This window comes from Saccharibacillus kuerlensis DSM 22868, assembly GCF_000378145.1.
GTDB lineage: Bacteria > Bacillota > Bacilli > Paenibacillales > Paenibacillaceae > Saccharibacillus > Saccharibacillus kuerlensis.
This window is the reverse complement of the sequence record NZ_KB899278.1, coordinates 364,140-389,970: the sequence shown is the minus strand read 5'-3', so window position 1 is coordinate 389,970 and position 25,831 is coordinate 364,140. Positions and strand designations below refer to the sequence as shown.

At 50.7% G+C, this 25,831-nt stretch carries 23 protein-coding genes; 18 read left to right on the top strand and 5 right to left on the bottom strand.

The features are described from left to right. Window positions 1-84: 84 nt before the first annotated feature. From cymR to F456_RS0104570, 12 genes are all read left to right on the top strand, one after another. Window positions 85-504 carry a cysteine metabolism transcriptional regulator CymR gene (cymR, locus tag F456_RS0104630; protein ID WP_018975840.1) on the top strand — a complete coding sequence of 140 codons (420 nt, stop codon included), beginning with the start codon at window positions 85-87 and terminating at the stop codon, window positions 502-504. Between the two features lie 48 nt (window positions 505-552). Continuing rightward, window positions 553-1,704, top strand: coding sequence for a cysteine desulfurase family protein (locus F456_RS0104625; RefSeq protein ID WP_018975839.1), 1,152 nt, complete (start codon window positions 553-555; stop codon window positions 1,702-1,704). 99 nt (window positions 1,705-1,803) lie between these two features. Beyond that, window positions 1,804-2,007 carry a hypothetical protein gene (locus F456_RS0104620; RefSeq protein ID WP_018975838.1) on the top strand — a complete coding sequence of 68 codons (204 nt, stop codon included), beginning with the start codon at window positions 1,804-1,806 and terminating at the stop codon, window positions 2,005-2,007. A gap of 516 nt (window positions 2,008-2,523) precedes the next feature. Continuing rightward, window positions 2,524-5,163, top strand: a complete 2,640-nt coding sequence (gene alaS / locus F456_RS0104615) for an alanine--tRNA ligase (protein ID WP_018975837.1) — start codon at window positions 2,524-2,526, stop codon at window positions 5,161-5,163. Between the two features lie 132 nt (window positions 5,164-5,295). Then, entirely contained in the window at window positions 5,296-5,553 is a 258-nt protein-coding gene (locus tag F456_RS0104610; protein WP_018975836.1) for an IreB family regulatory phosphoprotein, read from the top strand. Window positions 5,554-5,565: 12 nt separating this feature from the next. Then, the gene (gene ruvX, locus F456_RS0104605; protein WP_018975835.1) at window positions 5,566-5,982 is read left to right on the top strand and encodes a Holliday junction resolvase RuvX; all 417 of its coding nucleotides are present in this window, start codon (window positions 5,566-5,568) and stop codon (window positions 5,980-5,982) included. Between the two features lie 13 nt (window positions 5,983-5,995). Next, window positions 5,996-6,295, top strand: a complete 300-nt coding sequence (locus tag F456_RS0104600; protein WP_018975834.1) for a DUF1292 domain-containing protein — start codon at window positions 5,996-5,998, stop codon at window positions 6,293-6,295. A gap of 4 nt (window positions 6,296-6,299) precedes the next feature. Next, window positions 6,300-6,608 carry a DUF1292 domain-containing protein gene (locus tag F456_RS0104595; RefSeq protein ID WP_018975833.1) on the top strand — a complete coding sequence of 103 codons (309 nt, stop codon included), beginning with the start codon at window positions 6,300-6,302 and terminating at the stop codon, window positions 6,606-6,608. Between the two features lie 93 nt (window positions 6,609-6,701). Then, window positions 6,702-7,760 carry an endolytic transglycosylase MltG gene (gene mltG, locus F456_RS0104590; protein WP_018975832.1) on the top strand — a complete coding sequence of 353 codons (1,059 nt, stop codon included), beginning with the start codon at window positions 6,702-6,704 and terminating at the stop codon, window positions 7,758-7,760. A gap of 95 nt (window positions 7,761-7,855) precedes the next feature. Beyond that, on the top strand, window positions 7,856-8,788 hold the full coding sequence (locus F456_RS0104585) for a peptidase U32 family protein (protein ID WP_018975831.1): 933 nt from the start codon (window positions 7,856-7,858) through the stop codon (window positions 8,786-8,788). 27 nt (window positions 8,789-8,815) lie between these two features. Next, entirely contained in the window at window positions 8,816-10,135 is a 1,320-nt protein-coding gene (locus F456_RS0104580) for a peptidase U32 family protein (protein ID WP_026293649.1), read from the top strand. Between the two features lie 584 nt (window positions 10,136-10,719). Beyond that, complete coding sequence (locus F456_RS0104570) at window positions 10,720-12,759, top strand: methyl-accepting chemotaxis protein (protein ID WP_169577827.1); 2,040 nt, start codon at window positions 10,720-10,722, stop codon at window positions 12,757-12,759. A gap of 241 nt (window positions 12,760-13,000) precedes the next feature. Here F456_RS0104570 and F456_RS0104565 read toward each other — a convergent pair whose 3' ends face one another. After that, complete coding sequence (locus F456_RS0104565; RefSeq protein WP_018975827.1) at window positions 13,001-14,593, bottom strand: catalase; 1,593 nt, start codon at window positions 14,591-14,593, stop codon at window positions 13,001-13,003. 254 nt (window positions 14,594-14,847) lie between these two features. Then, window positions 14,848-16,017: an AI-2E family transporter gene (locus F456_RS0104560; protein WP_018975826.1), complete on the bottom strand. Its 1,170-nt coding sequence runs from the start codon at window positions 16,015-16,017 to the stop codon at window positions 14,848-14,850. Between the two features lie 150 nt (window positions 16,018-16,167). Here F456_RS0104560 and F456_RS0104555 point away from each other — a divergent pair, with 150 nt between their 5' ends. After that, window positions 16,168-17,613, top strand: coding sequence for a polysaccharide deacetylase family protein (locus F456_RS0104555; RefSeq protein WP_018975825.1), 1,446 nt, complete (start codon window positions 16,168-16,170; stop codon window positions 17,611-17,613). A gap of 114 nt (window positions 17,614-17,727) precedes the next feature. Here the strand turns inward: F456_RS0104555 and ilvD are convergent, their stop codons facing one another. Then, on the bottom strand, window positions 17,728-19,413 hold the full coding sequence (gene ilvD / locus F456_RS0104550; protein ID WP_018975824.1) for a dihydroxy-acid dehydratase: 1,686 nt from the start codon (window positions 19,411-19,413) through the stop codon (window positions 17,728-17,730). A 299-nt stretch (window positions 19,414-19,712) separates the two neighbouring features. Beyond that, window positions 19,713-19,964, bottom strand: coding sequence for a KGG domain-containing protein (locus F456_RS0104545; protein ID WP_018975823.1), 252 nt, complete (start codon window positions 19,962-19,964; stop codon window positions 19,713-19,715). Window positions 19,965-20,304: 340 nt separating this feature from the next. Between F456_RS0104545 and F456_RS0104540 the strand changes: the two genes are divergently transcribed. From F456_RS0104540 to mgrA, 5 genes are all read left to right on the top strand, one after another. Next, entirely contained in the window at window positions 20,305-20,973 is a 669-nt protein-coding gene (locus tag F456_RS0104540; protein ID WP_018975822.1) for a bifunctional 2-keto-4-hydroxyglutarate aldolase/2-keto-3-deoxy-6-phosphogluconate aldolase, read from the top strand. A 226-nt stretch (window positions 20,974-21,199) separates the two neighbouring features. Next, the gene (locus F456_RS0104535) at window positions 21,200-21,973 is read left to right on the top strand and encodes an alpha/beta fold hydrolase (protein ID WP_040924956.1); all 774 of its coding nucleotides are present in this window, start codon (window positions 21,200-21,202) and stop codon (window positions 21,971-21,973) included. Window positions 21,974-22,034: 61 nt separating this feature from the next. Further along, complete coding sequence (locus F456_RS0104530) at window positions 22,035-22,823, top strand: HAD family hydrolase (RefSeq protein WP_018975820.1); 789 nt, start codon at window positions 22,035-22,037, stop codon at window positions 22,821-22,823. A gap of 30 nt (window positions 22,824-22,853) precedes the next feature. Continuing rightward, complete coding sequence (locus tag F456_RS0104525) at window positions 22,854-23,606, top strand: NAD-dependent protein deacylase (protein WP_018975819.1); 753 nt, start codon at window positions 22,854-22,856, stop codon at window positions 23,604-23,606. A gap of 98 nt (window positions 23,607-23,704) precedes the next feature. Then, on the top strand, window positions 23,705-24,709 hold the full coding sequence (gene mgrA / locus F456_RS0104520; protein WP_018975818.1) for an L-glyceraldehyde 3-phosphate reductase: 1,005 nt from the start codon (window positions 23,705-23,707) through the stop codon (window positions 24,707-24,709). 163 nt (window positions 24,710-24,872) lie between these two features. Here mgrA and F456_RS0104515 read toward each other — a convergent pair whose 3' ends face one another. Next, window positions 24,873-25,754 (bottom strand): AraC family transcriptional regulator, encoded by an 882-nt coding sequence (locus F456_RS0104515; protein WP_018975817.1) that lies wholly within the window; start codon window positions 25,752-25,754, stop codon window positions 24,873-24,875. Window positions 25,755-25,831 lie beyond the last annotated feature (77 nt).

Sequence of the window (25,831 nt, the reverse complement as noted above, 5' to 3'; positions counted from 1 at the left end):
AGTGCATCGACTTCCTTGATTATGTTACGATAGCCTGAGTATACACACGATATTACCCCGAATGAACCGAAAGAGGTGCCCCAATTGAAAATATCGACAAAAGGCCGTTACGGCTTAACTATTATGATGGAACTTGCGGCAAGATACGGAGAAGGACCTACTTCCTTGAAAAGTATCGCCGAGAAGAACTCCCTGTCTGAACATTACCTGGAACAGCTGATTGCTCCGCTGCGCAACGGAGGACTTGTTAAAAGTATCCGCGGCGCTTACGGCGGCTACATTTTGTCGCGTGATCCCGACACGGTCACTGCCGGCGAAATCATTCGTGTGCTGGAAGGACCGGTCTCTGTGGTGGACTTTACCGAAGAGGATGATCCGGCAAAGCGCGACCTATGGAAAAGAATTCGCGACTCCATTGCCGAAGTGATCGATTCCACGACGCTGGGCGATCTTATCAATTATCGCGATAAGGGTGAGCCGGACAACTATATGTTTTATATCTAGTTTATTTTAATTTATGAGATCACGTACCAAACCGAGGTGAACATTCCAATGAACAAAATTTATATGGACCATGCGGCATCGACGCCCGTTCACCCGATGGTGGCGGAGGAAATGCTGCGGGTAATGTCCGGCACATACGGTAATGCTTCCAGCGTGCATGCGTTTGGGCGGGATGCCAAGCGAATCGTAAGTACCTCCCGTGAAACGATCGCCTCCGCAATCGGTGCACGTTCCGCCGATCTGGTCTTTACATCGGGCGGTACGGAGAGCGACAATGCCGCATTGTTCGGCGCAGCTTATGCCCGGGTGGATCGTGGACGGCATCTGCTCGTTTCACAGATTGAACACCATGCGGTACTCCATGCTGCGCAGCGTCTTGCCGAAGAAGGCTTCGAAGTGGAGTATATTCCTGTCGATATCCGCGGACGGGTAGACCTGGATTGGATTCGGGAGCATGTTCGCCCGGACACGACGCTGATCAGCGTCATGTTCGCTAACAACGAAGTCGGCACGATGCAGCCTGTGAGAGAGATTGGCGCATTTGCCCGAGAACGCGGCATCTGGTTTCATACCGACGCTGTACAGGCGCTCGGCTCGCTGCCTCTCGACTGTGGGGATCTGAATGCGGATCTTATCAGCTTTTCCGCACATAAGATCAACGGTCCTCAAGGTATCGGCGCTCTGTACATCGCACCGAACATTAAGCTTGCACCGATTCTGTACGGCGGCAATCAAGAGCGCAAGCGCCGCGCGGGTACAGAGAATCTGGCCGGTATGGCCGGCTTCGCCAAGGCTGTCGAACTGGCTGTATCTGGGCTTGAAGAACGACATGCGGAATCGCTGCGTCTTCGGAAACAGCTGCTGGATGGATTAAAGGATACAATTGGCGAAGAAGCTTTTGTCGTCAATGGAGATCCTGAACATTCACTGGCGCATGTAGTGAACATCAGCTTTCCGGCAGTGGGGACCGAGACGATGCTGATGAATCTCGACATGGAGGGAATCGCCGCAGCCAGCGGTTCGGCCTGCACATCGGGTTCGCTCGAGACCTCGCATGTATTGAGAGCCATGGGGCTTCCTGAAAAAGTTTTGAATTCCGCGATTCGATTTAGCTTCGGGTTGGGTAATACTTCGGAGGAAATCGAGGCAGTCGTCAAGAGTATTGAAACGATTACGGGCCGTGTGCGTACCAAACGTTGATGCGTCCCGCGTATCCTATTGTGAATAATCGTTCAATCGGGGAAGCTTCCGCGCTTCTTCGCGACTTTCAAATAAGCGGACGGATAGGTGATCCCCACAATGAAATGTCCAAACTGCAGTTCCAAAGATATCGGTAAAATCGGTACGCATCAGTTCTACTGCTGGAGCTGCTTTATTGAGCTGACGGTCAATGGCGAGAAGGTATCGGTATATCAGGTGGAGAAAGACGGCACACTCAGCTCGTTGGATGACCTGTTTTGTCTGGAAGAGGCAGCACTGCCTCAACTTCAGACCACATCTTGATTCGGATATCCTCAGCCGGGAGAAAGCGGGAAGAGTTCTTACGTGACTCGTGCCGCTTTTCCCGGCTATTTGCATGCAATCTGCTTAGGCTTCCTCTCCTGCACATTGACAGGAAATGAGGTGCCCGATATACTGGGAAGGCATTGACCATAGTCAATAAAGCGATGATGGAATAAAGTACGTCCTGAAGGGACGCCTCCTCAGCGAACAGGCTCCTTGCGCAAACGGCGCATGGGTGGAAGAGCCTTGGGGGCAGACGGACCGAAAGCTGATTCCGGAGTGCCTTGCGAATTTTTTTCGACGGCCGATTCGTCCCCGTTAACGGACGCAGCGAGGAGATCGTCCTTTTCACGCCTTTTCCTGTATTTATTGGGCAAAGTGCGCGACGACGATAACCAGGGTGGTACCGCGAGCAATCGTCCCTGAATTTTTCAGGGGCGTTTTTTATGTTTTTTTATATGTTTTTCAAAGGTTCAATCAATCCCATTTCTCATTCAAACGGAGGTTCGAGAAACTATGAAAGCAAGTGAAATCCGCTCCAAATGGCTTCGATTCTTTGAACAAAAAGGCCATCACATTGAACCGAGCGCTCCGCTCGTGCCGCACAACGATCCGTCTCTGCTGTGGATCAATGCCGGCATGGCGCCGCTGAAGCCTTACTTTGACGGTCGCGTAAAGCCGGAAAATCCGAGAATCGCCAATTCGCAAAAGTGTATCCGTACCAATGACATTGAAAATGTCGGCAAAACACGCCGCCATCACACCTTCTTCGAAATGCTGGGCAACTTCTCCATCGGCGATTACTTCAAGGAAGAAGCGATCGAATGGGCCTGGGAATTCTTGACTGACCCACAGTGGATCGGTTTTGATCCGGAACGCATCAGCGTAACCGTTTATAACGAAGATGAAGAGGCTTTTAAGATCTGGAACGAGATCGTTGGTCTGCCAGCTGAACGCATCATTAAACTGGGCGAGGAAAACTTCTGGGATATCGGCGAAGGGCCTTGCGGACCTTGCAGCGAGATTTTCTACGACCGCGGCGATGCTTACGGTCTGCTTGACCCGAATGATCCGGAAATGTATCCGGGCGGCGAGAACGAGCGCTTCCTCGAAGTCTGGAACCTGGTTTTCTCACAGTTCAACCACAATAAGGACGGCAGCTACACGCCGCTTCCGAACAAGAACATCGATACAGGTGCGGGTCTGGAGCGTCTGACTTCTATTCTGCAGGATGTTAACTCCAACTTTGATACGGACTTGTTCCAGCCGATGATCCAGCGTACAGCTCAAATGGCAGGCATTGAATACGGCGTTAGCGAAGAGCATGACGTAGCGCTCAAAGTCATTGCCGACCATGTGCGTACGGTGACATTCTCGGTTGGCGACGGCGTACAGCCTTCGAACGAAGGTCGCGGTTACGTGATTCGTCGTCTGCTCCGCCGCGCTGTTCGTTACGGACGCGTAATCGGACTGGACCGTCCGTTCCTGTACGAACTGGTCAGCACAGTCGGCGAAGTGATGGGCGTATACTACAATCAAATCTTGGACAGCCGCGAACTGATCGAGCGCGTCATTCGTCTGGAAGAAGAGCGGTTCCACAAAACACTGTCCGACGGTCTGGCAATCCTGACCGAAACGGCCGAGCGTGCCAAAGCAGCAGGCGAAAACATGATCGGCGGCGAGGATGCATTCAAAATGTACGATACGTTCGGCTTCCCGCTCGATCTGACAGAAGACTTTGCGCTGGAGCACGGCATGACCGTGGATCGTGAAGGCTTCGAAACGGCGATGCAGGAACAGCGTACAAGAGCCCGCGAAGCGCACAAAAAAGGCGGCGGCATGAATATTCAAGGCGGTGCGTTGTCCGACCTGGAAGTGGACAGCGAATTCGTAGGCTATGACGAAACGTCTGTCGAAGCTAAAATTGTCGGGTTGATCAAAGACGGCGAAGTTGTCGAATCGGTAGGCGAAGGTGATTCCGCACTTGTCGTACTCGACCAAACGCCATTCTACGCGGAAAGCGGCGGTCAGGTCAGCGACGTCGGTACAATCGCTTCGTTTACAGGCACGTTGAAGGTCGAAGGATTGGTTAAAGCTCCGAGCGGCCAGCATGTGCATCAGGTAACGGTTGAGTCCGGTGAGCTGCATGTCGGTGACGAAGTGCGGGCAAGCGTAGAGCGGGATTCCCGTGTCGCGATCGAAAAGAACCATACGGCGACACATCTGCTGCACAAAGCGCTCAAAGAAGTGCTTGGCACTCATGTCAATCAAGCGGGTTCCCTTGTCGAGCCTCAGCGCCTGCGTTTTGACTTCTCGCACTTTGGCAGCATTACATCAGAGGAGCTTGCCGATGTCGAGCGCAGAGTGAATGAGCAGATCTGGAAAGGCGTTAACGTCAAGATCGAGTATAAAGGCATCGATGAAGCGAAAGAGATGGGGGCTATGGCTCTGTTCGGCGAAAAGTACGGGGATATCGTGCGGGTTGTCGAAATTGGCGATTACAGCCTTGAGCTGTGCGGAGGCTGCCACGTTCGGAATACGAGCGAGATCGGTCTGTTCAAGTTGGTCGGAGAAAGCGGCATCGGTTCCGGCGTACGCCGCATCGAAGCGCTAACCGGCCGCGGAGCATACCTGTATTTGGACGAGCAGCTTGATCTGTTGAAGCAATCAGCTGCGCTGCTCAAGACGCCGGTTGCCGAAGTGCCTAAGCGAATTGATGGCCTTAACAAACAGCTTAAAGAGGCTGAGCGCGAGATTGAGTCGCTTCGCGGCAAGCTGGGGGCAATCGAAGCGGGACAGCTGACCGACCGTGTACGCGAGGTAGGCGGTGTGCAGGTGTTGGCGGAATCCGTTTCGGCTTCGGGCATGGACGCGCTGCGTTCGTTGGCCGACGAGTTGAAAGTCAAGCTGCCGCAGGCGGTACTGGTGCTTGGCGCTGCTATGGACGACAAAGTCAACTTTGTGGTTTCCGTGCCTCAAGAATTGACGAAGCGCGGTCTGCATGCAGGTAAACTTGTCAAGGAAGCTGCTGCGGTATGCGGCGGCGGAGGCGGCGGACGCCCGGATATGGCGCAGGCAGGCGGCAAAGACGCGTCTAAGCTGCAGGAAGCGCTGAATACGGCCGTCTCTTTACTAGAGCAATCGCTTAACGCCTAATCGTGCCTGCGGCCGTCTGATTCCCAGTTTCTTGATAAGGGGAAAGTATGGTATGATAGACAGGATTCAATATTAAGGCGTCAAAGTGCGCCGCTTGCACGCGGACGCTTGGTGAAGCGAGGTGTAATCCTTATGGATTCGATGGACAAGACTATGAAGTTTAACGTACAAGGGGATGAGGAGACTTCCGCACAGGAGATTCTGCTTACCGTGTACGACGCGCTTGTCGAGAAAGAGTACAATCCGATCAATCAGATTGTAGGCTACCTGCTGTCCGGCGATCCGGCTTACATCCCGAGACACAACAATGCACGAAGCCTAATTCGCAAAAAAGAGCGCGACGAGCTGATCGAAGAGCTGGTTCGTTCTTATTTGTCCAAGCTTCGATAGGAGATACGTACAATGAAACTGCTGGGTCTCGATTACGGAGACCGCCGGATTGGCGTCGCTGTCAGCGACGCATTCGGTTGGACCGCCCAAGGGATCGAAGTGGTCCAGCGCCGCGAAGACGGTTCGCATCTAAAGCGAATCGCCGAGCTTGCGGCTCTGCATGAAGCCGAAGAAGTGGTCGTCGGTCTCCCGAAAAACATGAACGGCACGATCGGCTCGCGCGGCGAGTTGTGCATCGAATTTGCCGATTCGCTGCGGGAATTGCTGGGTCTGCCCGTTCACCTCTGGGATGAACGTTTGACAACGGTATCCGCCGAGCGAACGCTGCTCGAGGCCGATGTCAGCCGCAAGAAGCGCAAGCAGGTTGTCGACAAGATCGCCGCTGGCTTAATCTTGCAAAATTATCTCGATTCCAAATCAAACCGGTGAAAGGGTGACGGACATGACAAACGATTCCCACCTCTTGGGCGAAGAACCCGAAATTATTTACATTCCTGATGAAGAAGGTCAGGAAGAAGGCTTCGAAGTCATTATGAAATTCGAAGTTGACGGTTCCGACAGCAAATATATGATGGTCGTTCCGATTGATTCGGACGATGAAGAAGCGGACGAGGTATACGCGTTCCGTTATGAAGAAGACAATGACGATTTGAAGCTCTACGTAATCGAAGACGAAGCCGAGTGGCAGATCGTCGAAGAGACTTTCAATACACTGGTTGCCGAATTGGACGGGGAGGAATAGAGCGATGACGGAATTTTCCGCAAGTCAGGTCGTATACACGAACAAGTTGGAACAGGTGTACGGATTGTTTGTCGAGCTGATCGACGAGAATGCCGATTCGGTGACGTATCGAATCGTAAAAGAGTTTGAAGTAGGCGGCGGCGCTTATGCGGTTCTGCAAAACGAAAGTGCCGGGGCTGACGACGACGTTCAGATTCTCAAGATCGAGACTTCTCCGGAAGGCGAAATTCAATTGACGACAATCGACGACGATGACGAGTGGGAAAACGTAGCCGAGCTGTTCGATGAACTCACTTTCCCGGAAGAAATGTAAGGGAATTGCTTAAGCAAGCGGACCAGGCTCGCCGGGTCCGTTTTGCCGTGCGCAAAAATAAGGATCATCACCTGGTAAAGGATGTGCGCCGTAGTGACGAAAACGAAAAGAAGATCGAAAGCTCCGCTTGTTTTTCTGCTGATTCTATTGATTCTGGTCGCGTCGGTCGCAGCATTTGTGTACGCTTCGATGCGTCCTGTTCCGGCTTCTTCTCAAGCGGTCGTTTTTGAAATTTCTGAGGGAACGAGCACGGCAGCTGTTGCCGACCGTTTGGAGGAAGAAGGACTGATCCGCAGTGCTTTTCTGTATAAAGTTTATCTGAGGCTGCAAAATGAAGGCGGAGCATTCAAAGCGGGAACGCATGAGCTGCTGCCAGGTTCCGATTATGCGGCTATAACCGATGCTTTGAACGGCAGTCAAGGAGCGCGGCGAGAATCCGTCAAAGTTACAATTCCCGAAGGCTTTACAATTAAGCAGATTGCAGATCGACTGAGCGAAGTTGGCGGATGGGATGCCAAAACAGTCCGTCAGCTGACCCAGGAACCGGAGAAATTCCAAGACGTTCTTCAAAGTGAGCTTCCCGACGATTCCGAACTGCAGTACGCACTTGAAGGATATCTATTCCCAGACACCTACGAATTCGGTACGAACGCTTCGGAAGAAGATGTGGTTCGTCGGCTTGTGCAGGAGACTGGGACAAAGCTTCAATCGATTCCCGATTTTGACAGCCTGCTGCAGGAACGAGGTTTAACGGTCCACGAGCTGATGACAATCGCATCGTTGGTAGAGCGCGAGGCAGTGGTCGATTCGGAGCGTGCCTTGATCGCAGGCGTAATCGATAATCGGTTGAAAAAGCCGATGAAGCTGCAGATCGATGCCACTGTGCAGTACGCGCTTGGTGAACAGAAGCAGCGGCTGCTGTATTCGGATCTTGAGATCGATAGTCCGTACAATACGTACAAACATGAAGGACTACCTCCCGGACCCATTGCTTCGCCAAGTTTGAAGTCGATTGAGGCTGCATTGCAGCCGGAAGCATCGGATTACTTCTTTTACGTAACGAAGAAAGACGGTTCCGGAGAACATCTGTTTGCCGAAACATTCGCGCAGCATGAACAAAATATTGAAGAAAGCAATGCCGGCGGCAATTAATGCGCCGGCTTCTGTCAATCATAAACGAAATAGGAGTGCGGTCGGCCGAAAGTCGGATGCACCCGGAGTGAAAGTCGAAGAAGGGAGTGGCCATTTTGGGATACAAGCCCGAATTGTTGGCAACTTGCGGCACATTGGATGAATTAAAAGCGCTGGCTGACGCCGGATGTGACGCTTTTTTGTTGGGGGAAGAAAAGTACGGTATGCGGCTTCCTGGAGAATTTACACCGGAGCTGATTGAGCAGGCCGTAGAATTTGCGCATTCGCGGGGAATCAAGATTTATGTATGCGTCAATAACTTGATGGATAACGAGAAGCTTCCGGAGCTGCCAGGTTACTTGGAACGCATGGGTCAGATTGGCGTAGACGGTATCGAATTTGGAGATCCTTCCGTGCTGATGCAGGCCCGTAAACTTCTGCCAGGACTTCCGCTGCATTGGAATGCGGAGATGACATCGACCAACCATGGAACCGCCAATTACTGGGGACGCCGTGGAGCAACGAGAGTTGTACTGGCTCGCGAACTGAATATGGACGAAGTGACGGAGATGATGCCTTCTCTTGAGGTCGAAGCCCAGGTACAAGTACACGGGATGACGAATATTTATCATTCCAAGCGCAGCCTAGTGCACAGCTATATGGCTAATCAAGGAAGACCGGTTGAGGACGACAATGTGGGATTGACCCGAGGATTGTATTTGATCGAAGCCGAGCGACGGGACGAGCGGTTTCCAATCTATGAGGACTCCAATGGCACACATATTATGAGTTCCGGAGATATTTGTATTCTGGAAGATCTGCATCTGCTGATGAAGGCGGGGGTTCAGAGTTTCAAGATCGAAGGGATTCTGCAGAGTGAGGCATACAATTTGGCGGCAGCACGAGCTTATCGCCGGGCGATCGATGCTTTTGCTGCAGATCCGGAGGGTTATGCGTTCGATGAATCTTGGTTGGATGAAATTCGAGAGCTGCAGGATCCTCACCGCGAATTGTCATTCGGATTTTTCTACAAAGAACAGGTGTATTGAGACAGGAAAGGGGATTGCATTGTGGAAATGACACAAACGCCGGTTCAATCAAAGCCTCAGTACCGGGGCAAACGTTACCGGCTCGACAAGCCTGAGCTGCTGGCACCGGCCGGCAATTTGGAAAAGTTGAAGTTTGCTGTGCATTATGGCGCGGACGCTGTTTATATCGGCGGGCAAAAGTATGGCCTGCGTTCGAATGCGGACAACTTCACTTTTGAAGAAATGAAAGAAGGCGTCGAATTCGCCAAAAAATATGGAGCTAAAGTATTTGTCGCTACCAATATTTATGCACATGAAGAAGACCTTGACGGCATCGCGGAGTATCTGAGCAATCTGCAGGAAGTCGGTATCGCTGCGATTATTACAGCCGACCCGATCATCGTGGAAACGGCGAAAACAGCGGCCCCGCAAATTGAAGTTCACTTGAGTACCCAGCAATCGACGCTCAACTGGCAGGCTGTACAGTTTTGGAAGGAAGAAGGACTGCCGCGAGTCGTACTGGGGCGTGAAACCAGCCTGGAAGAAATCGCCGAAATCAAAGCCAACGTGGATATCGAAATCGAATCTTTCGTTCATGGTGCAATGTGTTCATCTTATTCCGGCCGCTGTGTCCTGTCCAATCATTTTACGGATCGCGATTCCAACCGTGGTGGCTGCTGTCAATCATGCCGCTGGAAGTACGATTTGTTCGAGACACCTTCTTCGACAGACGAATGGGTATCCGAAGAGCAGCGTATGGAGGAAAATGAAGGCAATCCATTGTTTAAGCCGGAAGACAATGCTTTTACAATGGGTTCCAAAGACCTCTGCATGCTTGGTTCTATTCCGGATTTGATTGAAGTCGGCATCGACAGTTTTAAAGTTGAAGGTCGAATGAAATCGATCCACTATGTGGCAACTGTCGTCAATGTGTACCGTCAAGCGATCGATTCCTATATGGCCGATCCGGAAAACTATGTGCTGAAGCCTGAATGGATGGAAGAACTGAATAAAGCGGCCAACCGCCCATTAAATACTGGCTTTTTCTACGATACACCGGATCATGAAGATCATATTTACGAACCGGAAGAGAAAGCAGTACCTTACGATTTTGCTGGACTTGTGCTTGATTACGATGAGAAAACCGGCCTTGCAACCATTCAGCAGCGCAATCATTTCAAGCCGGGGACGGAAATCGAGTTTTTCGGTCCGAATGGAACTTTCTTCAAGCAAACGGTGGGCACAATCTGGGATGAAGAAGGCAATGAACTTGAAGCCGCGCGTCATCCTATGCAGCATGTGAAATTGAAGGTAGAACAGCCGCTGCGTTACTTCGATATGATGCGCAAAAAGAATATTAAAAAGTAAGACTTCGAACCTGGTTCTTTAGTCTTTTAAAAACCTTCAAATCCTTCATGGATTTGAAGGTTTTTTGGTTTTTGCTAACTTTTTTTAACAAAACGTTTATTTTGCTGTTCATTCTGCTTGCTTCTGCCGATAATAAAGATAACCAGCATCGTGTAATCCCGGACTTAGTTGAGACGAAAGTAGGAATATAGACAAGAAGGAGAACGCTTTCTGGACGTCCGGCATTGCAGCGCTGATTCTGAAGATAGGCGGGTGGGGACATGAGCATGATGCAGAAGAAAGGCGAAAACGGAGAAGAGCCGATCTTGGAGCCAGTTCAAGATTCGAGTGAGAGTGAGCAAGAAGGAAAAGAGAAGCCTTCGTTGAAGCTGATGAAAAAAGGGCGACAAACGAAAAAAGAACACGGAAAAAAGAAAGCGTTATCGAAAACGGTCTCGATTAGTTCAGTAAAAAGAATTAAAAATTTTTTGCGAAATGATAGCGCTTTACAACAGAAAGTAAATCGTCTATTTAGCAGTCTTGGCATAAAAAAGAAAAGTTCTTCGCTTCTTTCCAAACACTCAATGAGTGAAAGAAAAGCATTCTTGGGCCAACTTCTGAAAAATAGACGCGCTTTTGATCCCAGCAGGTCGGTAGGCGTTCGTCTTTTTCTTATTTTCCTGGTTGGTATTGTTGTCTTCGTATCTTCGCTCGGCATATTGTCTTACTTAAAAGCCAGAGATACAATCAAGGAAAACGCTGCAGCAGCCAATGAACAGACTATTATTCAAACGTCGGAGAAGTTGGATATCATTTTGCAGCGATACATGGATTCTTCTACCCAAATTTTCTTCAACCCGGAAATTGACAATGGCATTAACGAGCTGCAGCGGGCAACGAGTGACTTTGATCGCTTGCAGGCTTATCGTCAGATCAACGAGTCCTTAAGCAATCAAGTCAATGTTACGAGCGGTTTGCAATCCGTATTCTTCCTGTCGGTCGATGAGACATCGAGTGACTTCTTTACAGCAGGCAACCGCGTTCCGACAGTTGAAGAAATTCGCAGTGCTGCGTGGTATTCCGAGCTTGCCGGTGGAGGACCCAAAGCAATGTGGATTCCTACAGACGTGACCCGGGGAAGCTATGCACTGGTAAGATTGATGGCTACGACGAACGGAAGCGGAGCCAAATTCATTGTCGGTCTGCAGCTCGATGTGAAGACGCTTGAAGAACAGCTCATGTCCGTGAAATTCGGCGATGGCAGTCATATTGAACTTGTAGCGGCAGACGGAACGAATGTAGCTTCCGACATTGAAGGTGCTGCGGGTCAGCCAAGTACGTATGTATTCAAGCAGGAGGATCTGGGTGAGAGCGGCAAATTTGAAGCGAAGCAGTTCAGTACCACAGTGCTGGCTGCATACAATACGATGGAGACGTCGGGCTGGAAGCTGATCGGAACGGTTCCGGTCCAGGTGCTGCTGGAAGGCGCATCCGGTATTCTTACCCTGATCGTAATTTTTGTAGCCGTAGCGATCCTTGTGGCTGTCGTAATCGGTATCTGGATGGTGCGAATGATCGGCCGCCCCTTGGGTCATCTTAAAGAATTGATGCAAGAAGGAGCTACCGGTAACTTGAGTGTGCGTACTGATTATCGTTCAAAAGATGAAATTGGTGAATTGTCGACGGCATTCAATCAGATGATGGACCAGATCACAGACCTGATTCGCCAGACGACAGATACGGCACAGCTGGTCTTGGATACGGCCGATGAGTTGGAAGGGGCTTCTCGTCAAACGGCGGAATCCGCTCGTGAGATTGCGATCGCGACAGAAGAGATTGCCAATGGCGCATCGAGCTTGGCACAGGAAGCGGAGAAGAGCAGCGAGCTGACGGAACAGATCAGCAGTCGGATGGAGAAAGTTGCCTCTGCCAACCGGGAAATGGATGCGTCGGCAAGGGAAGTTCAAGCAGCCAGCCGTCAAGGAACCGAGCATCTCGATAAGCTGTTGACCCAGACCGGAAGCACAGAAAATATGGTTCGTTCGCTTGTAACAAGAGTGGATGCGCTGAAGGAAAGCACGGCTTCTGTCATGAAAGTGCTGGATGTCATGCAAAATATTACGAAACAGACGAATATTCTCTCGCTGAATGCAACAATTGAAGCGGCGCGGGCAGGAGCTGCGGGAATGGGCTTTATGGTCGTAGCCGGAGAAATACGTCAACTGGCCAGCCGTTCTCGGGATTCGATCAATATGGTTGGAGAAATTACCGATAATATTCAGTCTGAAATGGATGAGACCGTAAGAACCTTGTCGGCGGTATATCCGATGTTCCAGGATCAAGTCCAGTCGGTAAAGCAGACAAGCGGAATTTTCGACTCTGTGCAGGAACAAATGGAGCTGTTCTCGGGCAAGCTGGATGGGGTAACCGCTTCGATTGGCGAATTGGGACAGGCGCAGACCAAGATGTCCGAAGCGATGACAAGTGTCAGTGCGGTAGCTGAGCAATCGTCGGCAACTTCGGAAGAAGTAGCCTCGCTCAGCAGCGAGCAGCAGAATGTCGGTGTACGATTGGTGGAACTGTCGACTAAACTCAGCAGTGTGTCGAACGAATTGAAAGAATCGATTTCGAAATTTAAGGTGTGATTATGAAAAGTAGGTGGAGGCTCCGGGTAAGGTCGTTTACGATCGCGTGTTGCAATCGGGAAAAAGGATTATACTTTTAATATGGTATTTTCCCGATTGCAAAGGCGAACGCTGTCGCTTCTCCACCGACCTTCCCCTCCACCTCTGCAACTTTCGGAGTAGGAGAAGACAAAAGAAAGAGCTTCGGATATAAGTCCGAAGCTCTTTTTCGATTTATAAATCAATAAAGTTCAGGTGTAAATTAATAAGGTCCAGCTTCCTTGCCTTTTTCTTCAGATTGTTCAACGGCTTTATGAGGATTAGCCTGACCGCTCACTGCATCTTCAGGTTTGGCGGAAGCCAGACCTTCTGCCACTCGTCTGCCATAATCGGCATCGGCCTGCGTGAAGTAGTCGATCATCCGTTCCTGAATATCGGATTTGCACTGAGACAGTGCATCGACCAGGTTGGCGATCAATTCGTCACGCTCCCAATCTTCGAAGGAACGATATGTTTCGCCGGCTTGACCGAAGTTGTTCGGACGGTCGATCGGAGCGCGTACCAGTTTGGCATTATACTCTGGCTCATGATCTTTGCCCGATTTCGGAGCTTCTTTCAAGCCGCCCAACGACGAAGGCTCATAGTTGACGTGCGGGTTCTGACCTGGTGCACGGTCAACTTTGTACTGCATCTGCCCGCCAGTCTGATTAGTGGCGACATGTGTCTTCGCTGCGTTGATTGGAAGCTGCAAATAGTTGGCACCAACCCGGTGACGCTGGGTATCGGAGTACGAGAATGTACGTCCCTGCAGCATTTTGTCATCGGAGAAGTCCAGACCGTCGACCAGCACGCCTGTACCAAATGCGGCCTGTTCTACTTCCGTGAAGTAATCTTCCGGATTGCGGTTCAACGTCATTTTACCGACTGGGAGGAATGGGAATTGATCCGGCGGCCACAGCTTCGTGTCGTCGAGCGGATCAAAGTCCAGCTCCGGATGCTCTCCGTCTTCCATGATCTGAACACAGAGCTCCCACTCCGGATAATCGCCGCGTTCGATCGCTTCGTACAAATCGAGTGTAGCATGGTTGAAGTTGGTAGACTGAATTTCGTTCGCTTCTTTTTGCGTCAAGTTCTTGATGCCCTGCTTGAGAGGCTCCCAGTGATATTTCACGAGGACAGCTTCCCCTTCAGCATTGACCCATTTGTATGTGTTTACGCCCGAGCCCTGCATCTGCCGATAGTTGGCGGGAATGCCCCATGGCGAGAACAGGAACGTGATCATATGCGTCGCTTCCGGGCTGAGAGAAACAAAATCGAAGAACCGTTCCATGCTTTGCACGTTGGTAATCGGGTCCGGCTTGAAGGCATGCACCATATCCGGGAATTTGATTGCATCGCGGATGAAGAAAATTTTCAAATTGTTGCCGACCAGATCCCAGTTGCCGTCTTCGGTATAAAACTTGGTAGCGAAGCCGCGAGGATCGCGCAGAGTTTCCGGAGAATGGCCACCGTGAATAACGCTTGAGAAGCGAACAAATACTGGTGTTTCCTTGCCTTCTTCCTGGAAGAGCTTCGCACGGGTATATTTGGATACTGGTTCGTCACCGGCTTTCCCGTATGCGGTGAACACGCCGTGGGCGCCTGCGCCGCGTGCGTGTACAACCCGTTCCGGAACACGTTCGCGATCGAAATGGGTAATCTTTTCAAGGAACTGATAGTTTTCCAGTGTAGTCGGACCACGGCTGCCTACCGTACGTACATTTTGATTGTCGTGAACGGGGTGACCTTGGCGGGTAGTCAACGTCATGTTCTCTTCTTGTTCTTTGTTCTGCTGCGGTTTCTTTTCATCAGTCATGTGAAGTCCCCTTTCCATTGTTTATAAAATGGAGAACAGTTACAATTAATGGCATACGCAAACCATTTACCCGGGGCTTTAATCATTAAAACGGTAATGGAGTACTCTTCATTCAACCTTCACTGAGACTTCATGGTAGAAACGTAAAAAGACGCTCTCCGTAAGAGAACGTCTTTGAGAAAGTAAACGAGGATAAGCAGTAAAATGTGAAGAAATCAAAGCAATCGGAAAACGGTCCAGGAATTTGTATCGCTTTAATTCTGTCTGCTGCTCTCCTGTGACACTTCGGCCGAAAGTGGTGAAGAAGCCGGAGGACTTGCCGGACTAAGCGGGTGTACGGAAAATTCTTCTTGCGGAAGTCGAATCCAGCGCTGCAGATAACCCTGTTGAAGCAGCTCTTTGATCAAAATCAGCAGAATTGGTGCTAAGATCAGCCCGGCTATGCCAAATAGCGAAGTGGAGATCAGTACAAAGGAGAGCATCAGGTAGGCCGAAGAAATACCGATTGAATTGCCGGCGATTTTGGGTTCAAGCAGTTGGCGTGTGAGCATGACGACGGCAAGCAGGATGAGAAGTCCGACTGCAAGTCCCGTGCTGCCGATCACAAACAAATAAATGATCCATGGAATAAAAATAGCAGGCGCGCCAAGCAAAGGCAGGATGTCGAATATCGCCGAAACGATCGAAATCGCAAAAGCATTGTCTACGCGTAAAATCAATAGGCCTACATAAACGAGTACAAATGTAATCAGTACAAGAAGAGCTTGAGCTTTAAGATAGGAACCGATCGAGCGGAAAACATGATTTTTAAGAAAAGCAAATGCCAGTTTCAACGTATTAGGCGTCTTGTCGCTCGATACTTTTTTCCACCATAAAATCTCCGAGCTGAGGAAAAACGCCAAAATGATGGAGAGGGCAAAATTCACAATGAAACTGGAGAATGAAGTCAGTAGGGTAAGCACGTAGGCAAAAGCATATTTAAGCCAGCCGGTAAGTTGATCGGTGAACAAGGCAAAATATTCATTGACTTTCTCTACTGTGCCTACCGGCAGCGCATCCAATTCGGTATGCAGGAACTGTGTCAAGTTGGCAAAATGATATTGGACAATCGCTGTGTACTCCGGCAGATTGTCAGTCAATCTCGCAATTTGCGAAACAAAAATCAGGCCTGCTCCGAAAAAGAAACCCAGAACGATCAGAACAAAGACCAGTACGGAGATTGCCGACGCAAGTGGTTTGGGCAGCCTTCTTCGATGCAAAAATCGGGCCAGCGGTTCAATAATCAGATAGACGATAAAAGACAGGAAGATGGGCGCTGCGATACTGTACAGCCAACTGAAAGCAAGCATGACCAAATAAACGGTCAAGATAATCAGGGCGATGTCGAAAGCCGTTCGCCAGTATTTTTGATACAACGAGATCATGATTTCGCTCCTTAAGGGGAATGGCGGTCGTGAAGTCCGCATTTTTGGATTGATTCGATTCTTTCCTATGATAAAATAAAGTGATAAGGGTGAGCAATAGGGCAAGCAAACACCTGTACGATTTTTAGAATGGAGAAACGGAGAGCGGAAATGGAAACAACCTTGCTGATATGGCTATTTTACTTATCTTCTTTTTATGCATTTATTCCAGGGCTGATCAGCCGGATTTTCGGATTCCGAGCTTTCCGTAAGGGCAGCAGTAAAACGGAATTTTCTCTGACGTTCGACGATGGGCCGGACCCGCGTTATACGGCGCAGCTTCTCGATCTGTTGAAGCGTTACGAGGCCAAAGCGACCTTTTTTGTTGTAGGTTCACATGCAGTTCAACATCCGGAACTGCTGAAACGTATGCAGGCTGAAGGACATTCGATCGGTATTCATAACTATGTGCACCGGACGAACTGGTTGATGTGGCCGGGATCGGTACGCAGGCAGGTGAATCGAACGAACGAAGTGATCGAGAAAGTGACAGGTCAGCGTGCCGTTTATTATCGACCGCCGTGGGGAATCGTAAACTTGTTCGATCTGGTAGGGCGGAACGAGCTGCAGTTGGTACTCTGGTCCGGGATTTTCGGCGATTGGCGTAAACGTCTCGGTGAAGAGCGTCTGCTTAAAAGAATGCGGCGCAAAATGCGCGGTGGAGAAGTGTTGGTACTGCACGATTGCGGCGCAACACTCGGAGCCAACGACAAAGCTCCCGAAAATATGCTGCGTGCATTGGAACGATTTTTGGAAGAAGCGGCTGGCCGAGGACTAAAAAGCGTAACGGTAGAGCGGTTGATGGGAACAACGAAGAAAGTGGGTGTGAAAGCGATGGGCCAAATTTCTCCCCTGAAAAAGTTAGTCGTCGGCGGTTGGCTGATTTACGAACGTGCCTTCCGCTTTGTATTCCGTCTTCGTGAAGCCGAAGATGCGCCGTTGTATCATTTTCGGAAAACCCGTTATTCGGGTAGTCCGCTGGATTTGGGCGACGGTAGTGTGCTGGTTAAGGGTGATTCGATCGTCGAGCTGCATTTTGACAATAAAATGCTGTTTGAATTCGGCAGCCGTTCCCGCTCGGCGATACAGCTGGCTATTCTGATGATTCGGGGCACTGAACAAAGTTTTCCTGGAATTGCAGATTACATTCGGAAGGACCCGGATATGATTCAGGCCAAAGCGATCTATGCGGTCAGTATGGTCAATCGGGGACCGGAGCAGTTCGGATTTCGGATATACGATCTGCCGGACGGATTGTTCGCGCGTGCAACCCGTCTTTACTTAAAAGTACTGCTGTGGGCTATTCATCCTTCGGGAAGTGCGCGCCTTCAGGAACAGAGTGAGTTTCTCGTCCCGAAAGTCATGGTTATGCCAATGGAAACGATGCTAACGCGGGATTTCAAAGCGGACAAGCGCAAAGGACGCCGAAAAATGGTTCAAGATGGGAAGACCTCTTCCCAAGCTGTTGAGGGCGCAGCGGCAGATCTGCGTAAGGATGCTTCGGTGTCCGCTATTCAAACGGATGACGAGGTCGTTGAGGCAGTCACGGTAAGGTAACGGTAAGGTAGTCGAAATTTTTAGGATTCTAATAGTGTATAAGGAAAAAAAGGACCTCCAATCGCACTTTGCAGTGTGATTGGAGGTCCTTTTGTGTAAATATGAACAGGAGGATTAGATTTTCATGATACCGCCCATGCTGGCGTTAGTCACGAGCTTGGAATAGCGGGCGAGATAACCGGTTTTAACTTTCGGTTCGAAGCCTTTCCAGTTCGCACGGCGGGCAGCAAATTCTTCTTCGCTGATCTCAAGCTGGATCGTACGGTTATTCAAATCCAGTTCGATCATATCGCCATCTTCGACGAAAGCGATCGGACCGCCTTCTGCAGCTTCCGGCGAAATATGGCCGATACTGATGCCTCGGGATGCGCCGGAGAATCGGCCGTCGGTGATCAGACCGACTTTGGCGCCAAGGCCCATACCGACGATCTGCGAAGTAGGAGCCAGCATTTCCGGCATGCCCGGTCCGCCCTTCGGTCCTTCATAGCGGATCACGACTACATGTCCTTCTTTAATTTGGCCTTTTGCGATGCCTTCCAGCGCTTCCTCTTGAGAATCGAAGCAAATCGCCGGTCCTTTATGATAACCGCCTACAGACTTATCGACCGCGCCGACCTTGATAATTGCACCTTCGGGAGCAAGATTGCCGAATAGAACAGCGAGACCGCCGCGTTCGGAGTGCGGATTGTCCAGTCTATGAATAACCTCGGTATCAAGAATTTCTTGACCTTGAACGTTCTCGGCGATTGTCTTGCCTGTTACCGTAATGCGGTCGCCATGCAGAGCGCCCGGCTTCTTGAGCAGCTCGTTGAGTACGGCACTTACGCCGCCCGCATTATGCACATCTTCAATATGCCAGTCGGATGCCGGAGCGAGCTTGGCGAGGTGAGGAACACGGTTTGCGACTTCGTTAATCCGTTCAATCGGGTATTCAATGCCGGCTTCCTGTGCCAGGGCCAATGTGTGGAGAACGGTATTCGTTGAACCGCCCATTGCCATATCCAATGCGAAGGCATTGTCGATTGCTTCCACTGTCACAATATCGCGCGGCTTCAAATCCAACTTGATCAGTTCCATCAGCTGTGTAGCGGACTGACGAACAAAATCTTTGCGTTCTTCGGCAACTGCAAGAATAGTACCGTTGCCCGGCAGTGCGATGCCGAGCGCTTCGGCGAGACAGTTCATCGAGTTAGCAGTGAACATACCCGAGCATGAACCGCAGGTTGGACAGCCGTACTGTTCCAGCTCCAGCAGCGTCTGATCATCGATCTTGCCGACTTGGTGCGCGCCAACCCCTTCAAAAACGGACGTTAGCGAGATCGATCTGCCGTTTTTGTCTTTGCCGGCTTTCATTGGGCCGCCGCTGACAAATACGGTTGGAATATTGACGCGAAGAGCGCCCATCATCATGCCTGGTGTGATCTTGTCGCAGTTCGGAATGCAGACCATGCCGTCAAACCAGTGCGCAGAGACAACTGTTTCCAGCGAGTCAGCAATAATCTCGCGGCTTGGCAGGGAATAGCGCATGCCAATATGTCCCATTGCAATCCCGTCATCGACGCCAATGGTATTGAATTCGAACGGCACACCGCCGGCTTCGCGGATCGCTTCTTTGACGATCTTGCCGAATTCCTGGAGATGTACGTGACCCGGTACGATATCGATATAAGAATTGCAGACCGCGATAAACGGTTTGCCAAAATCTTCTTCTTTAACACCTGCAGCACGCAGAAGACTGCGGTGAGGTGCGCGGTCGAAACCTTTTTTGATCATATCGGAACGCATTTTTTTAACGGCCATGATGACTTCCCCCCAGAACATGAATTAAAATAGTTGCTTTAACGCGGTTACCCGGCAAAGCCCAGGTTTAAATAAAAAAGAAGCTAAATTTCTAAATAGTCTACCACATGCTGTTACTTTTTGCTAGGTGGGTAGGGAAGCTGTTGACGTAAAGGGGAGAGGGGATGAAGATATTTTTTGAACACGACAAAAAAGCGCGCCCAGGCGAAAGAGCCGAACACGCTTGCGGAGTATCGTTTCGGCTCTTTCGCTTGGCGCGCGAGAGAATGCATAAGCTTTTTGGCTGCTCGCCTTTGGAATTACTTTTGGCCGCCTTTGCGTCCGATCTCCCGATAAAAATCTTTGTCGTGAGAATTGGAAGTCGCTTCTCCGCCCTTACGTCCGATTTCCTGATAGAATTCTCGACTGTGCGACTTGGCTGTAGCTTTTCCGCCTTTACGTCCGATCTCTTGGTAAAACTCTCGGCTGTGTTTTTTGGCAGTAGCTTCACCGCCCATGCGGCCAGCTTCTTCGCGACTCATTTTCTTGTTGCCTGACTGACTGTTTGTCATCTCAATCACTCCTCAGTAGTTGTAATTGCCGCGTGCATCAACTATTTACCACCGCCATTTTACGATGAAACGCCGAGCAAGCTCAAAAAAGCCCTACCAAGAAAGGTTTTCCTTCCAAATCCTAGCAGCAACGCGGGTTGGCGAGCATCCACATTTTTTTCGCACACTTATGTACATTATATAAATGAACGTTCTTATCGGTTCTTTTTCGTTTTTTTGTTGACACTGCGAACAGGACTGACGCACAATGAAAGCGAGTACATCGTGGCGAAGGACGCATATGTCAAATCGCCGGTCGCATTCGCCGCGGGCGGCCGAAATCGGAAAGGGATGGGAATAGATGAAGAAAATCAAAGTGCTGCAGCGTATTCTGGACTGCGGTGTAGTAGCGGTTCTGCGCGGCGATTCTCCCGATCAAGTGGTGGAAATGGCGGAGCAAGCAATCGCCGGCGGTGTCAAAGTTATCGAAGTGACCATGACGGTTCCCAATGCGCTTCAAGCAATCGAACGGCTTAGTCGGATTTATAACGCTGAAGCTTCAACAGAATCCGAACGTTTTGCTGTCATTGGAGCGGGTACCGTACTGGAACCGCATACGGCTCGCATGGCGATTATGTCGGGTGCACAGTTCATTGTTTCTCCTGCTCTTAACGAAGAGACAGTCAAGCTGTGTCATCTGTACCGGGTTCCCGTGATGCCGGGCGTTGTAACGATTGCCGAGCTGTTAAAAGGACTTGAACTGGGAGCCGATATCATGAAACTTTTCCCGGGAAATATGTTCGAACCTTCAATTATTAAAACACTCAAGGGACCAGTTCCTCAAGCCAACCTGATGCCGACCGGAGGCGTGTCTGTCGAAAATTTAGGTGACTGGATTGCAGGTGGAGCCGTCGCTGTAGGAATTGGTTCCGATCTGACCAGCGAAGCGTTGAAGACTGGCGATATGACAAAGGTACGCGATAAAGCGGCGCAGTATGCTGAAGCTTACAGAAAAGCGAAAAATCTTTAGAAGCAGCATTTATTTTAATAACAAAACTTTGCTTCAAGCCCTGCAAATTCCGTACTTCGGAAGTGCGGGGCTTTTTAATGAGGAAGAGCTTGGGACATAGCTTTGCCCGGCAACCATCGTTTCTTTATAATGAAACGGTAAAGCAAATGAATAGGGAGGGACACTTATGCTGACAGGAGAAAGATCGCCGATTCGGCCGTTTGAAAGCGGGAAACGGAGGGGAGGAATGCGCAGAAGACAGCCTCGTCGAAAGGGCCGTTTGTTTCTAGTCATCCTTCTCGTACTGTTCCTTGTATTGGCCGTGTCGGCTGTTCTGTACGTAAGCACGCCTTACGGGCCGTCTGCGGAAGCCGAAGCCGCTCTAAACGACGGGAATGCCGTTTCGGTAACGCAAACGAAGGATTGGATCGAGTTTGAACCGACTGCAGCAGACGGGAAAACTCAGCCCGGCATAATCTTCTATCCGGGGGGACGGGTGGAGCCTGAGGCTTATTCGGTATGGGCTCGCGATCTGGCAGAGACAGGGCGGCATGTGTTTATTGTGAAAATGCCGTTCAATTTCGCTTTCTTTGGACAAAATAAAGCGCAAGAAGTGCTTGACCAACATTCGGACGAGGCTTTCGTAATTGGCGGGCATTCACTTGGAGGACCTTTTGCAGCCCGCTATGCGGCAGAACATCCCCAAAAAATTGCCGGTGTCTTCTTCCTTGCTTCTTATGCGGAGGGTAAAGGCGACCTCAGCGGTACTGAGCTGCCGACTCTGTCGATTACCGCATCCGAAGACAAGGTGTTGAACCGGGAAAGCTATGAAAAAGGACGAAATTATTTACCGGGTAATACGGAGTATAAGATCATTGAAGGAGGAAATCACGGTCAATTCGGCAGCTACGGCGAGCAGGGCGGAGATGGAAAGGCTTTGATTTCGGAAGCCGAACAGCGTCAAGAAATGGTAGGGCTGATTCAAGCGTGGTTGGACGGAATTTCTGTGGAAGTTCCTTAACCATACAGTCCTGCCGAAAATCTTATTCTATTAAATGAAGAAAAGAGGAGTTATGGCTGGTATGCCCTATGTAACCGTAACGGTTGGAGAACAAGCTATCGAATGCGAAGCGATCGTATTCGATAAAGACGGTACGCTGCTGGATTTTATGGAGCTGTGGGGACGCTGGGCCGACGACATGCTGAAGCAAGCCGAGGAGAAACTGAATGCGGTTGGAGGAGATTGGACAGGCAGCGCCGAGAAAACGTTTGGCGTTAAGCGAGGCCCCGATGGTCGTATTGCCGATTATGACCGTTCTGGTCCTCTGGCATTGGCGACTGCCGAAGAAATGACAGGACTGTTGGCCTGGCAGCTTTATGGGGCAGGGATTCCTTGGCATGAAAGCGTGGATGCAGTGCGAAGTTTTGTAAGCGCAGCAGAGGAACATTTAGAACGCGACCGTCCCGTTCGGCCGCTGCCCGGCCTTCCGCGATTGCTTCAAGAAGCGCGTGAGGCCGGAATCAAGCTGGCGGTCGCAACGTCGGATACGACAGCGTCAGCCGTAAAGCATCTGCGCTGGGCCGGACTGGATCTTTTCTTCGATTGTATAACTGGACGCGATCTGGTACAGGAGGGCAAGCCTGCGCCGGATCTGACCTTAGAAGCCTGCCGCCGAATAGGGGTGGAGACGCGGCACACAATCGTAATTGGCGACGGAGGCGCCGATATGGAGATGGCTCGACGTGCCGGCGCTGCATTATGCATTGGCATTGCGCCGATCGGCATGCCGCGTAAACATCTCCAGAGCGCCGATTTGATTATTGCCGATTATAACGAAGTAAAGATCATGTTTGACGACCCTTCGGACTGAGCGGGTACTCACTTGAAGGAGGAGAAGACGATGACGAGAAACAGTGCGGAAATACTGGCGAAATGGATCGGGGAAGCGAAGCGGATTGTATTTTTTGGAGGAGCAGGTACATCTACCGAAAGCGGGATTCCGGACTTTCGTTCAGCAGGCGGACTTTATGAAAGCGGACAAAACGAGTTTCCTTTTTCGCCGGAGGAAATGCTGAGCAGCGACTTCTTTTATCGGCATACCGAAACATTCTACCGTTTTTACCGCAGAAAAATGATTTACTCCGATGCTCAGCCCAATCCGATGCACCTTCTGCTGGCGGATCTTGAACATGAAGGCAGACTGAGTACAGTGATTACGCAGAATATCGACGGTCTGCATCAGAAGGCGGGAAGCCGCCGGGTACTAGAAGTTCATGGTTCAGTACTGCGCAATACCTGCCTTTCTTGCGGGGAGGAGTACGGACTCGATGCTGTCATGGGCAGCGAAGATATCCCGCTGTGCAGTCGGTGCGGAGGGATGCTTAAGCCGAATGTCGTGCTGTACGGCGAAATGCTCGATTCGAATGTGCTGGAGGCATCCGTCCGGGCAATTGAAGAAGCGGATCTGATGCTGGTCGGAGGCACGTCGCTTACCGTTCAGCCGGCAGCGAGCCTGGTCGGCATGTTCACGGGTGGGCGCCTTGCTCTTCTCAATCGCACGCCAACGCCTTACGATAGTCATGCGGATCTGCTGGTAACCGAGCCTATGGGAGAAGTTGCACAGCAGGTACGCCATTTGTTGGGATACAAATAACCAATGACTGCGAAAAAAAGATGTAATCGTTTTCTTGCTAATTGTAAAAGCCGCGGCTAAGATGGAAATAAGCTTGAAACGAAAGGATGGAGAAAGCGATGGAGTATAAAGCGAGCGGAGAACGCTACGAGCAGATGAAATATAACCGCAGCGGACGGTCAGGACTTAAGCTTCCGGCGGTTTCGCTTGGATTATGGCATAATTTTGGAGGGGTCGACGCTTACGAGAACGGTCGAAGCATTGTGCATCGCGCTTTCGACATGGGAATCACACATTTTGATTTGGCCAATAATTATGGTCCGCCTCCAGGCTCGGCCGAGGAAATGTTCGGCCGTCTGCTTGCGACCGACCTTAAGCCTTACCGTGACGAATTGGTGGTCTCGACCAAAGCCGGTTATTATATGTGGCCGGGACCTTATGGGGAATGGGGCTCCCGCAAATATCTGGTATCGAGTCTCGATCAGAGTCTGAAACGAATGGGACTCGATTATGTGGATATTTTCTACCATCACCGTCCGGACCCGGATACACCGCTCGAAGAAACAATGATGGCGCTTGATCATATTGTGCGTTCGGGCAAAGCGCTCTACATAGGCGTGTCCAATTACTCGGCGGAACAGACGCAGGAAGCCGTAGCGATCTTGAAAAAGCTTGGCACGCCGCTCACCATCCATCAGCCAAGTTATTCGATGATGAATCGTTGGATCGAGCATGGACTGCAGGATGTGCTCGACGAGCATGGTGTCGGCAGTATCGCTTTCAGTCCGCTGGCACAGGGACTGCTGACCAACAAGTATCTGAACGGAATTCCGGAAGACTCCCGGGCGGCCGGCGCTTCTCCGTTTCTGAATCAGAATCAGATTACGCCGGAAGCAATGCGCAAAGTGCGTGCGCTCAATCAAATGGCGGTCGCCCGCGGACAAAGCTTGGCACAATTTGCCCTCGCTTGGGTACTGCGCGGAGAGCGGGTTACTTCTGTACTGATCGGGGCAAGCCGCGTTTCGCAGATTGAAGAGAATATTGCCGCGCTGAACCAGCTGGAATTTTCGGATGAAGAGCTGGAACGGATCGAAAAAATTCTGAAAACCGAAAGTGAACAATAAACGCAGACTGAAAAAAGCCCCAATGTTTTCGCACAGATGCGGAGACTAGGGGCTTTTCGACATTCTATGCGCATGTTCACGCAGGACGGTCGTTTTGGCACTTTCGGCAAGATCACGGTTTGGTCAAGGCGTTTCCGGTTTAGTTAGAAAGGGGAAGATGACTTTATGACTGCTCAGTATCCTGGCGGCCGAGCACCGACTCCCGGTAAGCCGTCGGAGATTTGCCGTACAGACGTTGAAACTGGCGGGAGAAATACAGCGGATCGGTAAGACCGACCGAAGAAGCAATCTGCTGAACCGACAGATCGGGACGTTCGCGCAGCAGGCCTCGGGCTTTATCGATTCGCAGGCGCAGCAGATAGGTGACCGGTGCGACGCCGGTTTCTTTTTTGAACATGCGGGAGAGATAAGCCCGGTTATATCCGAGACTTTGGCACATGTCTTCAATCGATACGGGATGCGCGTACTGGTCGGTCATATAGCGGATCATCTGTTTGACCGCAAGACGCCCTGCCGTGTCGGCGGCGGGAAGCGCCGAGTCGCCGCGTACGACATCTTCAGCTGCAGCGAGAATCAAGTGCAGATAGCCGAGCGATGCCAAGTGCGCTGCGGCTCGGCGGGACCGAAAAACATCCAGCGTATCGGAAAGCAGGCGAAGAATCCCCGATTCCGCGGCCGGACGGAAAACGGGATGCTGAGGAGTCAATCCGGCTGTGCGTACGGCATCTTCGGCAAGCGGTCCGGCGAAGGCGATCCAGCGGTAGCGCCAAGGTTCGTTTGCGTCGGAAACATAGCTGACCAACCGACCTGGACGGATCAGAAAAGCGTCGCCCGTTTCCAGTGCGTATGGCTGTCCTTCGTGCACAAAAGCGCCGCGTCCCTCCTCGACAATATGCAGCAGGAAATAATCATAGATTTTCGGTCCAATTTGGTGTACGGGCAGCGTTTGACTTTCGCCGGCAAACAATACATACAGCATACCTTTGTCATCGTATACCGGATTCGGCGCGACGGAGTAAGAAAATTCTTTTGTACGGTCGGTCATAAGGTCTTCTCCTTTCAATATTGCAAAACAGGGCGTAGGCGCGGTTCTGCCGCATCTTTGCTTTGATCGTGCCATCG

What these genes read in the sequence shown, in the direction of transcription:
- F456_RS0104610 (WP_018975836.1), top strand. Translation starts at nt 5,296, where the DNA reads ATGGATTCGATGGACAAGACTATGAAGTTTAACGTACAAGGGGATGAG.
- ruvX (WP_018975835.1), top strand. Translation starts at nt 5,566, where the DNA reads ATGAAACTGCTGGGTCTCGATTACGGAGACCGCCGGATTGGCGTCGCT.
- F456_RS0104555 (WP_018975825.1), top strand. Translation starts at nt 16,168, where the DNA reads ATGGAAACAACCTTGCTGATATGGCTATTTTACTTATCTTCTTTTTAT.
- F456_RS0104560 (WP_018975826.1), bottom strand. Translation starts at nt 16,017, where the DNA reads ATGATCTCGTTGTATCAAAAATACTGGCGAACGGCTTTCGACATCGCC.
- F456_RS0104545 (WP_018975823.1), bottom strand. Translation starts at nt 19,964, where the DNA reads ATGACAAACAGTCAGTCAGGCAACAAGAAAATGAGTCGCGAAGAAGCT.
- F456_RS0104525 (WP_018975819.1), top strand. Translation starts at nt 22,854, where the DNA reads ATGACGAGAAACAGTGCGGAAATACTGGCGAAATGGATCGGGGAAGCG.
- F456_RS0104515 (WP_018975817.1), bottom strand. Translation starts at nt 25,754, where the DNA reads ATGACCGACCGTACAAAAGAATTTTCTTACTCCGTCGCGCCGAATCCG.
- mgrA (WP_018975818.1), top strand. Translation starts at nt 23,705, where the DNA reads ATGGAGTATAAAGCGAGCGGAGAACGCTACGAGCAGATGAAATATAAC.
- F456_RS0104595 (WP_018975833.1), top strand. Translation starts at nt 6,300, where the DNA reads ATGACGGAATTTTCCGCAAGTCAGGTCGTATACACGAACAAGTTGGAA.
- F456_RS0104565 (WP_018975827.1), bottom strand. Translation starts at nt 14,593, where the DNA reads ATGACTGATGAAAAGAAACCGCAGCAGAACAAAGAACAAGAAGAGAAC.
- alaS (WP_018975837.1), top strand. Translation starts at nt 2,524, where the DNA reads ATGAAAGCAAGTGAAATCCGCTCCAAATGGCTTCGATTCTTTGAACAA.
- F456_RS0104600 (WP_018975834.1), top strand. Translation starts at nt 5,996, where the DNA reads ATGACAAACGATTCCCACCTCTTGGGCGAAGAACCCGAAATTATTTAC.
- F456_RS0104530 (WP_018975820.1), top strand. Translation starts at nt 22,035, where the DNA reads ATGCCCTATGTAACCGTAACGGTTGGAGAACAAGCTATCGAATGCGAA.
- ilvD (WP_018975824.1), bottom strand. Translation starts at nt 19,413, where the DNA reads ATGGCCGTTAAAAAAATGCGTTCCGATATGATCAAAAAAGGTTTCGAC.
- F456_RS0104580 (WP_026293649.1), top strand. Translation starts at nt 8,816, where the DNA reads ATGACACAAACGCCGGTTCAATCAAAGCCTCAGTACCGGGGCAAACGT.
- F456_RS0104535 (WP_040924956.1), top strand. Translation starts at nt 21,200, where the DNA reads ATGCGCAGAAGACAGCCTCGTCGAAAGGGCCGTTTGTTTCTAGTCATC.
- F456_RS0104540 (WP_018975822.1), top strand. Translation starts at nt 20,305, where the DNA reads ATGAAGAAAATCAAAGTGCTGCAGCGTATTCTGGACTGCGGTGTAGTA.
- F456_RS0104625 (WP_018975839.1), top strand. Translation starts at nt 553, where the DNA reads ATGAACAAAATTTATATGGACCATGCGGCATCGACGCCCGTTCACCCG.
- F456_RS0104620 (WP_018975838.1), top strand. Translation starts at nt 1,804, where the DNA reads ATGAAATGTCCAAACTGCAGTTCCAAAGATATCGGTAAAATCGGTACG.